General features: G+C 74.4%; 15 protein-coding genes. 8 read left to right on the forward strand and 7 right to left on the reverse strand.

Features of this window, described 5'->3' with window-relative positions; all coding sequences use genetic code 11:
• Window positions 1-105: 105 nt before the first annotated feature.
• On the forward strand, window positions 106-948 hold the full coding sequence (locus ACPCK6_RS09855) for a type IV toxin-antitoxin system AbiEi family antitoxin (RefSeq protein WP_423480925.1): 843 nt from the start codon (window positions 106-108) through the stop codon (window positions 946-948).
• 26 nt (window positions 949-974) lie between these two features.
• On the opposite strand, the gene ligD is transcribed toward ACPCK6_RS09855, so the two are convergent.
• On the reverse strand, window positions 975-2,000 hold the full coding sequence (gene ligD, locus ACPCK6_RS09860) for a non-homologous end-joining DNA ligase (protein ID WP_423480926.1): 1,026 nt from the start codon (window positions 1,998-2,000) through the stop codon (window positions 975-977).
• Between the two features lie 47 nt (window positions 2,001-2,047).
• Between ligD and msrB the strand changes: the two genes are divergently transcribed.
• The gene (msrB, locus tag ACPCK6_RS09865) at window positions 2,048-2,458 is read left to right on the forward strand and encodes a peptide-methionine (R)-S-oxide reductase MsrB (protein WP_013284828.1); all 411 of its coding nucleotides are present in this window, start codon (window positions 2,048-2,050) and stop codon (window positions 2,456-2,458) included.
• Window positions 2,459-2,466: 8 nt separating this feature from the next.
• Here msrB and ACPCK6_RS09870 read toward each other — a convergent pair whose 3' ends face one another.
• Complete coding sequence (locus tag ACPCK6_RS09870; RefSeq protein WP_013284827.1) at window positions 2,467-2,742, reverse strand: isoamylase early set domain-containing protein; 276 nt, start codon at window positions 2,740-2,742, stop codon at window positions 2,467-2,469.
• 155 nt (window positions 2,743-2,897) lie between these two features.
• Here ACPCK6_RS09870 and ACPCK6_RS09875 point away from each other — a divergent pair, with 155 nt between their 5' ends.
• The 4 genes from ACPCK6_RS09875 to ACPCK6_RS09890 all read left to right on the forward strand — a co-directional run bounded on the left by ACPCK6_RS09875 (window position 2,898) and on the right by ACPCK6_RS09890 (window position 5,691).
• The gene (locus ACPCK6_RS09875; RefSeq protein WP_030503017.1) at window positions 2,898-3,158 is read left to right on the forward strand and encodes a metallothionein; all 261 of its coding nucleotides are present in this window, start codon (window positions 2,898-2,900) and stop codon (window positions 3,156-3,158) included.
• Between the two features lie 54 nt (window positions 3,159-3,212).
• Complete coding sequence (locus ACPCK6_RS09880; protein WP_396883895.1) at window positions 3,213-3,884, forward strand: hypothetical protein; 672 nt, start codon at window positions 3,213-3,215, stop codon at window positions 3,882-3,884.
• 140 nt (window positions 3,885-4,024) lie between these two features.
• On the forward strand, window positions 4,025-4,468 hold the full coding sequence (locus ACPCK6_RS09885; RefSeq protein WP_423480927.1) for a GNAT family N-acetyltransferase: 444 nt from the start codon (window positions 4,025-4,027) through the stop codon (window positions 4,466-4,468).
• A gap of 107 nt (window positions 4,469-4,575) precedes the next feature.
• A complete protein-coding gene (locus ACPCK6_RS09890; protein WP_318333074.1) occupies window positions 4,576-5,691 on the forward strand; it encodes a lytic polysaccharide monooxygenase auxiliary activity family 9 protein in 1,116 nt (371 codons plus the stop codon).
• Between the two features lie 95 nt (window positions 5,692-5,786).
• Here the strand turns inward: ACPCK6_RS09890 and hemQ are convergent, their stop codons facing one another.
• Genes hemQ through hemE form a run of 3 tightly spaced genes read right to left on the reverse strand, consistent with a single transcriptional unit; the run spans window position 5,787 to window position 9,003 of the window.
• Complete coding sequence (gene hemQ / locus ACPCK6_RS09895) at window positions 5,787-6,488, reverse strand: hydrogen peroxide-dependent heme synthase (RefSeq protein ID WP_396883898.1); 702 nt, start codon at window positions 6,486-6,488, stop codon at window positions 5,787-5,789.
• A complete protein-coding gene (hemG, locus tag ACPCK6_RS09900) occupies window positions 6,485-7,894 on the reverse strand; it encodes a protoporphyrinogen oxidase (protein ID WP_423480928.1) in 1,410 nt (469 codons plus the stop codon). The genes hemQ and hemG overlap by 4 nt, the downstream gene beginning before the upstream one ends.
• An 8-nt stretch (window positions 7,895-7,902) precedes the next feature.
• Window positions 7,903-9,003: a uroporphyrinogen decarboxylase gene (gene hemE, locus ACPCK6_RS09905; protein ID WP_423480929.1), complete on the reverse strand. Its 1,101-nt coding sequence runs from the start codon at window positions 9,001-9,003 to the stop codon at window positions 7,903-7,905.
• Window positions 9,004-9,167: 164 nt separating this feature from the next.
• Here hemE and ACPCK6_RS09910 point away from each other — a divergent pair, with 164 nt between their 5' ends.
• Window positions 9,168-9,740 (forward strand): DUF3000 domain-containing protein, encoded by a 573-nt coding sequence (locus tag ACPCK6_RS09910; protein ID WP_269696365.1) that lies wholly within the window; start codon window positions 9,168-9,170, stop codon window positions 9,738-9,740.
• Between the two features lie 69 nt (window positions 9,741-9,809).
• Here ACPCK6_RS09910 and ACPCK6_RS09915 read toward each other — a convergent pair whose 3' ends face one another.
• Complete coding sequence (locus tag ACPCK6_RS09915) at window positions 9,810-10,628, reverse strand: hypothetical protein (protein WP_423480930.1); 819 nt, start codon at window positions 10,626-10,628, stop codon at window positions 9,810-9,812.
• Between the two features lie 86 nt (window positions 10,629-10,714).
• On the reverse strand, window positions 10,715-12,214 hold the full coding sequence (locus ACPCK6_RS09920) for a S1C family serine protease (protein ID WP_423480931.1): 1,500 nt from the start codon (window positions 12,212-12,214) through the stop codon (window positions 10,715-10,717).
• A 234-nt stretch (window positions 12,215-12,448) separates the two neighbouring features.
• Here ACPCK6_RS09920 and ACPCK6_RS09925 point away from each other — a divergent pair, with 234 nt between their 5' ends.
• Window positions 12,449-13,771: a ribonuclease D gene (locus ACPCK6_RS09925; protein WP_396883903.1), complete on the forward strand. Its 1,323-nt coding sequence runs from the start codon at window positions 12,449-12,451 to the stop codon at window positions 13,769-13,771.
• Window positions 13,772-13,797 lie beyond the last annotated feature (26 nt).

Raw genomic sequence — 13,797 nt, forward strand, 5'->3', positions numbered from 1 at the left:
GCTTTTGGGAACGACCACAACTCCAAGATCGACGGCCACCGGCGCGAGGACGAGCGCTGTCCACAGGGGCGGACGGGAAGGACGATGGGGCGGGAAGGTGGGCGGGTGTGGCGGTACGGGGAGTTGCTGGCGGGTGGGATGAGCCGCGGGGCGGTACGGCACCAGGTGAGGGCGGGACGGCTGGGCCGGCTGTCCCGGGGTGTGTACGGCTGCACCGACGACGAGAAGAGCCGGTTGTGCGCGCTGTTCCGGCGACTGCCGCCGGGAACCGTCGCGGGGTTCCACACCGGCGCGAGACTGCACCGGTTCGGGGCGATTCCAGGCGACCGGGTGCACGTGATCGTGCCGCCCGGCGTGAGCGCCCGGCGCATCCGGGGCGTGGTGACGCATCAGACGGTGCTGCCGGTGCCGGACGCGGTGGAGATCGCCGGCATCCCCTGCGCACCCGCCACCCGCTGCGCCGTGGATCTGGCCCGGGTGCTCCGGCGGGCGGACGCGCTGCCGGTGCTCGACCTCTGCCTCCGCGCCGGGGCCTGCCGCCGCGACGACCTGCTCACCGAGGTGGCATGGCACGCCGGTCTGCGGGGAGTACGGCAGGCAGGGGAACTGATCGCGCTCGCCGACCCGCGCCCGGAGTGCCGGCAGGAGAGCCAACTGCGTCTGTTGCTGATCGACGGCGGGCTGCCGCCGCCGGAGCCGCAACTGTGGGTTCCCGACCGGGACGGGATCCCGATCTACCGCCTCGACCTGGGCTATCGTGACCGGCGCATCGGCCTGGAGTACGACGGCGCCTCCCACCTCGACCCCGGCCGGCTGCACCACGACCGTTCCCGGCTCAACTGGCTGGCCGAGCACGGCTGGCGCATGCGGGTCTACACCGCCACCGACCTCTACCGCCCCCGGCACATCGTCGCCTCGGTGCGGAGCATGCTCACCGCCCCGGCCTGAACCGGCGGCACCGAGCAGGGACCGCGTCAGGGGCGGGGGCGGTCGCGGTCCTTCGACGGCTGGACCCGCTTCGGCTCGCCGGGCATCTTCGGATATTCAGGTGGATAAGGCATGTCGCCCAGCCCGTCGGCGGCGTCCCGCTCGGCCCACTCCAGCAGCGGCGTGATGTCCCACGGGGCGTCGTCGATGCCGGCATGCGGGTCGCCGCGCTCGGCGAACCGGGCCGACACCGTGCCCAGGTGGAAGTCGTCCGGGTCGACCTCGGGCAGCTCGTCCCAGTCGACCGGGGTGGAGACGGTGGCGTGGGCGTTGGCACGCAGCGAGTACGCGCAGGCGATGGTGCGGTCCCGCGCCATCTGGTTGAAGTCGACGAAGACGCGCTCGCCGCGCTCCTCCTTCCACCAGGCGGTGGTGACCAGCTCGGGGCGGCGGCGTTCCAGCTCCCGGGCCAGCGCGATGGTCGCCCGGCGGACCTCCACGAACGTCCAGCGCGGCTGGATGCGCAGGTAGACGTGCACGCCCCGGCCGCCGGAGGTCTTCGGCCAGCCGGGCACGCCCAGCTCGTCGAGCAGACCGCGCAGCTCACCGGCGGCGGTCACCGCGTCGGCGAAGTCGGTGCCGGGCTGCGGGTCGAGGTCGACGCGCAGCTCGTCGGGGCGGTCGGTGTCGGCGGCGCGCACCGGCCACGGGTGGAACACCACGGTGCCCATCTGCGCCGCCCAGGCCACGTGGGCCAGGTCGGCCGGGCACAGCTCGTCGGCCTTGCGCCCGCTCGGGAACGCGATCTGCGCGGTGCTGACCCACGGGGGCACGCCCCGCTGCGGCACCCGCTTCTGGAAGAACATCTCCCCCTCGATGCCGTCGGGGAAGCGCTGGAGCGTCGTCGGCCGGTCGCGCAGGGCGCGCATGATCCCGTCGCCGACTGCCAGGTAGTAGCGGAAGACGTCGGCCTTGGTGAAGCCCCGCTGCGGGAAGATCACCCGATCGGGGCTGCTCAGCCGCACCGTGTGCCCGGCTACCTCGATCTCCTCGACCGCACCGTTGCCCGCCATCACGCGACCATATGCGATGCCACCGACACCCGACGTACCGTTGAGGGGTGAGTCTTTCCGACAACGAACTGCCCCGTACCGAGGACGAATGGCGCGTCCGGCTGAGCCCCGAGGAGTTCCGGGTGCTCCGCGAGGCCGGCACCGAGGCGCCCTGGACCGGTGAGTACGTCGACACCAAGACCCCCGGCGTCTACCACTGCCGGGCCTGCGGGCTGGAACTGTTCCGCAGCCAGGACAAGTTCGACTCGCACTGCGGCTGGCCGAGCTTCGACGACGCCATCCCGGGCGCGGTCAAGGAGATCCCGGACAACACGCTCGGCATGCGGCGCGTGGAGATCCGCTGCGCGCGCTGCGACAGCCACCTCGGGCACGTCTTCGAGGGTGAGGGCTTCACCCCGAAGGACACCCGGCACTGCGTCAACTCGATCTCGGTGCGGCTGGAGCCCAGCGCCGGCTGACGGCGGCGTCACAGCCGTAGCAGGCCGCCGGCCTCGTCCACCTGGTCGGCGGCCTCGTCGTCCAGCCACACCCCGCCGGTGGCGAGGTAGCGGAAGCGGTACTCCCCCGGCTTCAGCCGGACCGTCACGGTACGGGTGCCGTCGCGGCGCGGCACCAGCTCGTGCCGGCCGGGCTCCCAGCCGTTGAAGCAGCCGACCACGCTCACCGTGCCGGCCGGGGTGTCCCGGGGCAGCGAGAACGTCACCCGGGTCTGGTTGCCGAAGAGCTTGTTGCGCTTGATCACGAATCCTCCGGGGATGTTCGGCGGTCACCGGGGTCAACGCGCGACACGCCGGGAGCGACTCGCCGTGGGGCCGGATCAGGTTCGCCGGTTCCGGTTGCTCGATGGTGTCGTCTGCGCGACTCTCGGATGACAGGTCCGTTTTCGGGGGGTTTCGCATGGCAACCTGCGAGGTTTGCGGTAACGACTACTGGATGGCGTTCGAGGTGCGCACCGTCGACGGGTCGCGGCACACGTTCGACTGCTTCGAGTGCGCGGTGCACAAGATGGCGCCGATCTGCGAGCACTGCCAGATCAAGATCGTCGGGCACGGCGTCGAGGTCTCCGGCCGCTTCTTCTGCTGCGCCCACTGCGCCCGCGCCGTCGAGGGCGAGCAGGGCGCCGAGGTACGCGACGCGGTCGGCGCCCGCCCCGCCTGACGCGGGCGCTCCCGGGGCGCCCACCGGCGTCGATCTCCGTCTAGCATCCCTCCGGTGTCCCGACGGATGATCATCGCGGCGGCTCTGACCGCCGCCCTCGCCGGCTGCTCTCCCGCCACCGAGCCCGCCGCCGCCACCGACCCGGCCCTCGTCGCGCCCTCACCCACCGACGGCGGCGCCGCCGCGGCGCTGCGCGACCGGTACGCGGCGACCGGCGACCTGGCCGGCCTGGCCGAGAAGCCCGAGAACGCCAGCGAGCAACTCGACTCCGACGGCGTCGCCTGTGGTCGCCCGCTGCCCCTGCTCGACCGGCGGCTCGTCGTGTCGACCCGGGTCTTCGGCACGCCGGAGGGAACACCGGTCGGCGAGTTCGTCGAGGTGGCCCAGGAGACGGTGGTCTACCCGGACGAGGCGACCGCCGCGGACGCGGTCCGGCAGATCTTCGGCGTGCTGGAGGCGTGCGAGCGCGACGAGGAGGCCGGCCAGGTCACCACCGGCCACACCGCCGGGAAGCTGCCCGCCGGGCTGGGCGTGCCGGGCCGGATGCTGTCGGCCACCATGACCCTGTCCGACGGCACCCGTTTCCCGCACCGTTTCGGCTGCCTCCAGCAGGGCCGGGTGACCCAGTGCGTCTGGGTGTGGACCCGCTCGGCGGCCGGCACCGGCACGTGGTTCGAACGCGCCGTGACCGCCACCGCAACCGGGCTGCGCGCGGCGAAGGGCTGAGCCGGCGTGCCGGCGCCCTGAATCGGCACGCCGGACCCCGCGGAACCGGCACGCCGGACCGGGCCGGCCCCGGCGCGCCGAACCGCCGCGCGCCCAGGGTACGCACGGCCGGGCAGAGACGCGCCGCCTACCCTGGGCCGATGCCCGTCGAGTCCCACCTGGCAAGCTTCGCCGACCTGGACGCCAGCACCTTCCACGACCTGCTCCGGCTGCGCATCGACGTGTTCGTGGTCGAGCAGTCCTGCCCGTACCCGGAACTGGACGGCCGGGACGTCGAACCCGGCACCCGCCACCTGTGGCTGAGCAGCGACGGCGCCGTGGTCGCGTATCTGCGGATCCTGGCCGACCCCGGCGGCGTGGCACGGATCGGGCGGGTGGTGGTGGCGCCGGCGGCCCGCGGCGCGGGCCTGGCCGGCGCGCTGATGACCGAGGCGCTCGCCGTGGTGGGTGACCGGCCGTGCGTACTCGACGCGCAGACGCACCTGGTCGGCTTCTACGCCGGGTTCGGCTTCGAGGTCAGCGGCCCCGGGTACGTCGAGGACGGCATCCCGCACACCCCGATGCGCCGCGACCCCACCGATTGACGTTTGTCGATTTTTATGGCAGCGTGCGGGCGGAGCCGCCACGCGGGAGAGGGCAACTCCCGACAGTCCGGGCGTCGTGCACCGACACCCCATCCCGGAGGCTTCCCATGTCCACTCCGTACCGCCGCCCGTTACCGCTCGCGGCGGCGATCCTCGCCGTCTGCGCGGTCGTCGCGGCGCTGCTCACCACCGCGTTCTCCGGCCCGGCCTCGGCGCACGGGTCGGTGGTCGACCCGGCCTCGCGCGCCTACAGCTGCTGGCAGCGCTGGGGCGGCGACTTCCAGAACCCGGCCATGGCCACCCAGGACCCGATGTGCTGGCAGGCGTGGCAGGCCGACCCGAACGCCATGTGGAACTGGAACGGCCTGTTCCGCGAGGGCGTGGCCGGCAACCACCAGGGCGCCATCCCGGACGGGCAGCTGTGCAGCGGCGGCCGCACCCAGAGCGGCAGGTACAACGCGCTCGACACGGTCGGCGCCTGGAAGACCGTGCCGGTCACCAACAACTTCCGGGTCAAGTTCTTCGACCAGGCCAGCCACGGCGCCGACTACATCCGGGTGTACGTGACCAAGCAGGGTTTCAACGCGCTCACCTCGCCGCTGCGCTGGAGCGACCTGGAACTGGCCGGCCAGATCGGCAACACCCCGGCCAGCCAGTGGACGCGTGAGGTGGACGGCGTGTCCATCCAGATCCCGGCGAACGCGCCCGGCCGCACCGGCCGGCACATCGTCTACACCATCTGGCAGGCCAGCCACCTGGACCAGTCCTACTACCTGTGCAGCGACGTGGACTTCGGCGGGTCCGGCCCGACCACCCCGCCCACGAGCACGCCGCCCACCAGCACGCCGCCGACCAGCACCCCGCCGACGAGTACGCCGCCCACCAGCCCGCCGCCGACCACGCCGAACCCGGCCGGTGGCTGCACCGCGACGTACGCGATCACCGGTTCGTGGGGCGGCGGCTTCCAGGCCGACGTGAAGGTGACGAACAACAGCGGTTCGCCGATCCGCGGCTGGTCGGTGAGCTGGAACTACCAGAACGGCCAGCAGGTCAACTCGGCGTGGAACGCCACCGTCACCACGAGCGGAACGCTCGTCACGGCACGCAATGTGGCGTACAACGGCTCGCTCGCGCCGGGTGCGAGCACCTCGTTCGGCTTCACCGGCTCGGCCGGGGCGACGAACCCGGTGCCCGGCATCCTGTCCTGCACGACGACCGCCTGACGGCTGCCGTCCCGGTCGGGGCCCTGCTCGACACCGTCGTGGTGTTAAGCGGGGCCCCTTCCTCTACCGCAGGCGTTAAGAAGGGGCCCTTCCTTTCACACCAGGCAGGTGACGATGTCGGCGACCGGGCGGCGGCGGCCGGTGTAGAACGGGATCTCCTCCCGTACGTGCCGCCGGGCGCCCGAAGCGCGCAGGTCACGCATCAGGTCGACGATCCGGTGCAACTCGTCGGCCTCGAACGCCAGCATCCACTCGTAGTCGCCGAGCGCGAACGAGGCGACCGTGTTGGCCCGCACGTCCGGGTAGCCCCGGGCCATCTTGCCGTGCTCGGCCAGCAACTCTCGCCGCTCGGCGTCGGGCAGCAGGTACCACTCGTACGAGCGCACGAACGGGTAGACGCACAGGTAGGCGCGCGGCTGCTCGTCGGCCAGGAACGCCGGGATGTGGCTCTTGTTGAACTCGGCCGGGCGGTGCAGCGCCATCTGCGACCAGACCGGGGTCAGCGCCCGGCCCAGCGTGGTGCGGCGGAACCGCAGGTACGCGTCCTGCAGCGCGTCGCTGGACGACGAGTGCCACCAGATCATCAGGTCGGCGTCGGCGCGCAGCCCGGCCACGTCGTACGTGCCCCGGACCGTGACGTCCTTGCCGGCCAGCTCGGTGAAGAGCGACTCGACCTCGTCGACGACGTTCTCCCGCAGCGACGGCAGCGGGCTGGTGGCCCGGTACACCGACCACATGGTGTAGCGGATGGTCTCGTTGAGCTCGCGCAGCCGCGCCGCGTTGGTCTGCTCGGTCATGCTGCCGATCCTTCCAGTGCCGTGATGATCTCTTCGGCCGCCGTCTCGCCGGAGCGGACGCACACCGGGATGCCGACGCCGTCGTAGCCGGCCCCGGCCACCGCAAGCGTCGGGCAGGCGGCGCGCAGCGCCTTCCGGACCGCCGCCACCCGGGCGGTGTGCCCGGGCGTGTACTGGGGCAGCGCGCCACCCCACCGCTGCACGTGCCGGGCCACCGGGGCCGGCAGCGGCGCGCCGAGCACCGCCGACAGCTCCCGGTGCACCGTGTCGGCCAGGTCGTCGTCGGTGAGCTGCAACGATCTCTCGTCGCCGTACCGGCCCACCGAGGCGCGCACCAGCGCCAGCCCGTCCGGCCGACGCAGGTGCCCCCACTTGGTGGTGAAGAACGTGGACGCCTTGATCGTCAGCCCCTCGCCGGCCGGGACCAGGAAGCCGGACAGCTCCGGCAGGGCCGGGCCGGGCAGCGCGAGGGTGATCAGGGCGACGCTGGCGTAGTCGAGCGCGCCGACCGTCTCGGCCACCTCGGGTGCGGCGGCGGCGAGCAGGCGGGAGGCCGGTCGGGCCGGCACCGCGAGCAGCACCGCGTCGGCCTCGACGTGCTCGGCGTCGCGGGTCGGCCCGACGGTGAGCCGCCAGCCGGACGGGGTGCGGCGCAGCTCGCGTACCGCGGCGCCCCGGCGGATCGTCGCCCCGCTCGCCGTCGCCGCCGCCTCGACCAGCGTGCTCAGCCCGCCCGCCAGGGTGCCGAAGACCGGTGCGCCGGGCGCGCGCGGCGCGGCGGCCTGCGCGGCGCGTACCGCACCGACCAGCGTGTGCTCGGTGCGAGCCGCGCGGGCCAGCGCCGGCATCGTGGTGACGAGTGACAGGTCGTCGGCCCGCCCCGCGTACACACCGCCGAGCATCGGGTCGACGAGCCGGTCCACCACCGCGTCACCGAGGCGCTTGCGGACCAGCTCACCGACCGAGGTGTCCTCGCCGTCGGCCAGCAGCGGGTGGCCCGCGTCGCGGTCGGCGTCCGCGGCCGGCGGCGCGACGGTCGCCACCTTGTCCAGATCCCCGGGTACGCCGACGAGCGTCCCGCCGGGCACCTGGCGCAACGTGCCGTCGACCAGCAGGGCGGCCTGCCCGACTGTGGGGTGCACGATCGAGGCGTCCAGGCCGAGGCGCCGGGCCAGCGTCACCGCCGCCGACTCGCCACCGGCCGGGTCGCGCATCAGGAACGACTCCGCGCCGAACTCGACCGGCCCGCCTGCGAGCTCACCGGTGAACAGCTTGCCGCCGAGGCGGCCGGACTGCTCGTACACGGTGATCTCGGTGCCCTCACCGGCCCGGTCGCGCAACCGGACGGCGGCGGCCAGCCCGGTGATCCCGCCACCGACGATCGCCACCCGCCACGGTCGCACCACTGCTCCTCCTAGCGCTCCGGTCGCGCGGTCAGCTCGTGCACCAGCGCGACCACCCGGGTCAGCACCTCGGGGTCGGTCTCCGGCAGGACGCCGTGACCGAGGTTGAACACGTGGCCGGGAGCGGCCCGGCCCTGCTCGACGATGCGCCGCACCTCGGTCTCCACCGCCGGCCAGGGGGCGAGCAGCACCGTCGGGTCGAGGTTGCCCTGCACCGCCTTGTCCGGCCCGATCCGGCCGGTGGCGACGTCCAGCGGGGTCCGCCAGTCCACGCCCACCACGTCGGCGCCGGCTTCGCCCATCGCGCCGAGCAGCTCGCCGGTGCCCACCCCGAAGTGGATCCGGGGCACGCCCGCGTCGGCGAGCCCGCCCAGCACGTACGTCGAGTGCGGCAGCACGAAGCGGCGGTAGTCGGCCTCGGAGAGCGCGCCGGCCCACGAGTCGAACAGCTGCACCGCGGAGACCCCGGCGTCGATCTGCACCTGGAGGAACGCCAGCGTCACCTCGGCCAGCCGCGCGCACAGCGCGTGCCACAGGTCCGGGTCGCCGTACATGAGCGCCTTGGTCTTGGCGTGGGTCCGCGACGGGCCGCCCTCGACCAGGTAGCTGGCGAGCGTGAACGGCGCCCCGGCGAAGCCGATCAGCGGGGTGTCGCCCAGCTCGACGACGAGCCGGCGGACCGCCTCGTCCACGTACGACACGTCGTCGCGGCCGATCGGGGAGATCCGCTCGACGTCGGCGGCGGTACGGACCGGCTCGGCCACCACCGGCCCGGTGCCGGGCACGATGTCCAGGTCGACGCCGGCCGCGGCGACCGGCACCACGATGTCGCTGAACAGGATCGCCGCGTCCACGCCGTGCCGGCGCACCGGCTGCAGCGTGATCTCGGTGACCAGCTCGGGCCGGCGGCAGGACTCCAACATCGGCACGTTGGCCCGGATCTCCCGGTACTCCGGCAGCGACCGGCCGGCCTGGCGCATGAACCAGACCGGGGTGTGCGGGCCCGGCTCGCGCCGGCAGGCGCGGACGAAGGGCGAGTCGGCCGGCCCGCCGCGGCGGGGTTCTCCGTCTCGGGCGGCAGTGCCCGTGGTGTCGGTGGTCATCGCGGCCATCGTGCCACGCCCCCGGCGCGCGCCCGCGCTCACCGTCCGCATTTGTGACGTAGAAGGAAGGGCCCCCGCTTAACGCCTCCGGTAGCGGAAGGGCCCCTTCTTAACCGTCGATCACCCGGCGTGCCGTCGCGCGCCGTGCGGTGAGCGCGGCATAGGCTGCCCGCATGGCCCCCCCGATCGCGCTCCCGGAAACGTTCGCTCGCGCGGTCGCGGGGCTGCGATCGGTGACACCCCGCCCGGAGATCGTCCTGGAGGAGGTCGGCGCGCCGCAGCGGCTGGCCCCGTACGCGTTCGCGCTCTCCGCCGCCGTGATGCGCGACGACGACGAGGTGGCCACCGGCCGGCTGATCCTGCTGCACGACCCGGCCGGGCACGAGGCGTGGCAGGGCACGCTGCGCCTGGTCACGTACGTCACCGCCGAACTGGAGGTCGACCTGGCCAGCGACCCGCTGCTACCAGGTGTCGGCTGGACCTGGCTGACAGACGCGCTCGACGCGCAGGGCGCCGGGCACCGGGCGATCGGCGGCACCGTCACCCAGACGCTCTCCACCCGGTTCGGGGAGCTGGCCGGGCCGCCCGCCGCCGGTGACATCGAGATCCGTGCCTCGTGGACGCCGCTGCGCGCCGACCTGGGCCCGCACCTGCTCGGCTGGTGCACACTGCTGGCCTCCACGGCCGGCCTGCCGCCGCCCGGTGTCACCGCGCTGCCCACCCGCCGCTCCGCCGGCGCCGCCTGACCGCACCTCGCCCCGGGACACGCGAAAGGCCGCCCCGGACGAACCGGGACGGCCTTCGGTGGACACCGGTCAGAGGTAGTTCTCGGCCTCGTCGCAGATCTTGTCCAGGCCCTTGCTGGCCGCCTCGAAGGCGGCCCGGTCGCCGCGCGACGCCGCCGCCATGGCCGTGGTCAGTTTGTCCAGGCAGTTCGCGATGACCTTCTTCTGCCGGGCCTGCTCGTCCCTGTCGTTCTTGGTGCCGGTCAGGTCCTGCTGGGTGTCCGACAGCCGCTCCTGGACCGCCTTCAGCTCACCCTTGAGCTTCTCCATCTCCTGCTGGTTCGCCGAGATCGTGCCGTCCCGCTGGCTGACCGTCTGCCGGGACTCGTCCAGGTCGCCGTTCGTCGAGACGTACAGGAAGGTCATCACGCCGCCGAAGACGAACAGCAACGCGGCCACCAGGCCGAGCACCAGCGGCGCCCACCTCCGGCCGCCGGCCGGCGCGGCGCCCACCGGGCCGTACGGGCCGGGCGGCCCGGGCGGCCCGGACATCGGCGGCGGCGCGAAGCCGGGGCCGGACACCGGCGGTGCGGACGCCGGCGGGACCGACATCGGCTGCGCGTAGCCCGGCCCGGAGACCGGCGGGACGGAGACCGGCGGTGCCGACATCGGCTGCGCCGGCGGGGGCACCGGGGCGGCGCCGGGCGCGTAGCCCGGCTGTCCCGGCGCGGTGGGCTGGTATCCGCCGTACCCGGGTGCGCCGTCGGGCGCGGCGGGCTGGTGCAGGGTCGGCGCGGGCTGGTTCGGGTCGTACTGCTGGGGCGCGGGCCGGCTGCCGTACACGTTGCCGTAGACCGTGCCCCCCGGCGCCGGGGGCGGGTTGTCGCCCCCGGCCGGTGGGTAGGACATGTCGTTCCTCCAGATGTGCTGGTCCCCCGCGGGGTGGCCCGATGGGCCGGGGTCGATGCGGTGCGGCCGGGCCGGTGTGGCCGCCGTCAGCAGAGCCGGAACCGGTCGCAGGCGGTCTTGATCGGGACCGCCAGCCCGATGCCCTCGGCGTTGCGGGCCTTGGCCGTGGCGATGCCGACGACCTCCTTCGAGCCGTTGATCACCGGGCCGCCGGAGTTGCCCGGGTTGATCGGCGCGTCGAACTGGATCACCGGGCCGCCGCCGCGCTCGTCCTCGCGGAACGCGCTGACCACGCCCGTGGTGACGCTGTCCTGCAACCCGAGCGGCGCGCCGACCACGATGATCTGCTGGCCGGACCGCACCGGGGCGCGGGCCGCGACCAGCCCGGTGAACTTGGCGCTGGTCTGCAACTGCGCCAGGTCCTTGTCCTTGTCGGTGGCGATGATCGTCGCCTCGAACCGCTGGTCCTTGCGCTCCAGGAACACCTTGCGCTCACCGGCGGTGAAGACCGACTCGACCACGTGGAAGTTCGTCAGCAGCGTGGTGCCGCCGCCGGACGGGGCCTTGCCGACGGCGAACGCGGTGCCGGTGAACTGCCCGGCCCGTACCCGGAACACGCTCGGCAGGACCGCGCTGGCCACCGCCTCCGGGTTGAAGGCCGCGTCGGCCTGCTTCTCCAGGCTGCCGGCGCGCTGCTCCAGACCGTCGAACCGGTCGGCGTCCGCGCCCTGCCCCTCGGCCATCCGCTTGTCGGCGGCGGCGAGCCGGTCGTCGAGCCGGTAGATCTGGTACGCCTGCACGCCGGTGACCACCGCCAGCACCGCGGCCAGGGCCAGCGCCACCACCGCCACCCGGCTGCGCCGCGCCGGCTGCGCGCCGAAGCCGGCCGGGCCGTCGACGGGGGCCGCCTGACCGGGGTACGCGGAGCCGGGCTGGGACGGCGCCGACACCGGCTGCCCCGGGTAGGCGGGCGCGGACACGGGCTGACCGGGGTACGACGGGCCGCTGCCGGACGGGCCCGGGTAGGCCGGTGCGGCGGGCGTCCGGTCCGGGTACGACGACGAGCCCGGCCCGCCCGGATAGGACGGTGACGCGGAGACCGGCCGGCCCGGATACGACGGTGACGCGGCCGGCTGTCCCGGGTACGCCGGGGCGGCGGACCGGGAGGTCTGCGCCGGTACGGAGCCGAAGGACGACGGCTGGGCCGGCGGGCTGCCGTAGGGCGGCTGACCAGGCGCGGTGCCGTAGGACGACCGGCCCGGCTCGGCCGGCGCGGTGCCGTAGGTCGGCTGGCCCGGCGGGGTCGTGGCGGGCGGGGTCGCGACGCCGGACGAGGCCGCGTAGGGCGTCGCCTGCGGCGTCCCGGCCTGGTCCGGGCGGCCCGGGTAACCGGCGGGCGGCGGGACGGCGGCCCGCGCCGGGTAGCCGGGGCTGCCGGCCCACTCGGATCCACCGGGGAACGATCCCGGCACCGGTGCCGGACCGGCGGGCGGGGCGAAACGCGGCGGCAGCGGTCCCGGCCGGTCGGCTGCCGGTTCGCCGCCCTGCCCCGGCACGTCGTCGCCGGTTCCGTACCCGCCTGTCATGCTCGCCCGTCCTCCCCGTCGGCCTCGCCGACGCCCCCCCCGACCCGCTGCGGCACCCGTACGCCGTTCGCGGCTCGATGGACCGTACCGGCGGGAACGGGCTTTGTCTTCCCCCTTGTCCGACCCTCTCACGGCCCCGCAACCCGCACCTTTCCGGTCACCTGACGGCCATCGCGCCGACACGCGCCGGACCGGCTGCGCACACCGGATCGTCCGGCCTACTAGGGTTGTCAGGTGACCGACGAACCACCCCTGCGCCGTCGGGCCGCCGAAAGCCGTACCGGAGAGGCGTCCGCTTCTCCGACGTCGGCCCTGCCGGAGCCGGCGGACGCGGGGACCGAGACCGACACGGGCGCGGCCGTCCCCCTCACCGCGCCGCGCGACGGCACGCCCGCCCCGGTGGCCACACCCGCCGAGTTGGACGAGGTGGTGGCCCGCTTCGCGTCCGGCACCGGCCCGGTGGCCCTCGATGCCGAACGTGCCTCCGGCTACCGCTACAGCCAGCGCGCCTACCTGGTGCAGCTGCGCCGCGGCGGCGCCGGCACCGCGCTCATCGACCCGCTGCCGCTACCCGACCTGTCCGCCCTGGACGCGGCGATCGCCGAGACCGAGTGGGTGCTGCACGCGGCCAGCCAGGATCTCGCCTGCCTGGCCGAGGTGGGGCTGCGCCCGCGCCGGTTGTTCGACACCGAACTGGCCGCCCGGCTGGCCGGTTTCGAGCGGGTCGGCCTGGCCGCGCTGACCGAACAGCTGCTCGGGTTCAGCCTGGAGAAGCACCACTCGGCCGCCGACTGGTCCAGCCGGCCGCTGCCGGAGTCCTGGCTGACGTACGCGGCGCTGGACGTGGAACTGCTGGTGGACCTGCGCGACGCGCTGGACGAGGAGTTGCAGCGGCAGGGCAAGTCCGGCTGGGCGGCGGAGGAGTTCGACGCGCTGGTGCGCAACGGCGCCCGCCCGCCGCGCGTGCGCGCCGAGCCGTGGCGGCGCACGTCCGGCATCCATCGGGTACGCGGGGCGCGCGCCCAGGCCCGGGTGCGTTCCCTCTGGTACGCGCGGGACCAGATCGCCTCCCGCCGGGACGCCGCGCCGGGCCGGGTGCTGCCCGACTCGGCCATCGTGGCCGCCGCCGAGCTGGACCCGAAGGACGAGAAGACGCTGCTCACGCTCCCCGGTTTCGGTGGGCGGTCGGTGCGCCGGCTGGCACGTACCTGGCTGGCGGCGCTCGACGACGCGCGCCAGTTGCCGGACGACGCGCTGCCGGTCAGTCCGACCGTGGAGGGGCCGCCTCCGCCGCACCGGTGGGCCGAGCGCGACCCGGTGGCGGCCGGGCGGCTGGCCCGGGCCCGGGAGGTCGTGGTCGGCACGGCCGGGGCGCACCGGCTGCCGGCGGAGAACCTGATCGCGCCGGACTCGATCCGCCGGCTGGCCTGGCAGCCACCCGCGGAGATCACCGACGAGACGGTGGCGGAGACGCTGCGCGGGTTCGGGGCGCGCGAGTGGCAGATCGGGCTGCTCCTGCCCGCGCTGACGGAGGCGTTGCGCACCCCGCAGTCGTGACGGCGGCGGGCGGGGTGTGAGGTGGG

This window comes from Micromonospora sp. AB353 (genome assembly GCF_049538395.1).
GTDB lineage: Bacteria > Actinomycetota > Actinomycetes > Mycobacteriales > Micromonosporaceae > Micromonospora > Micromonospora aurantiaca.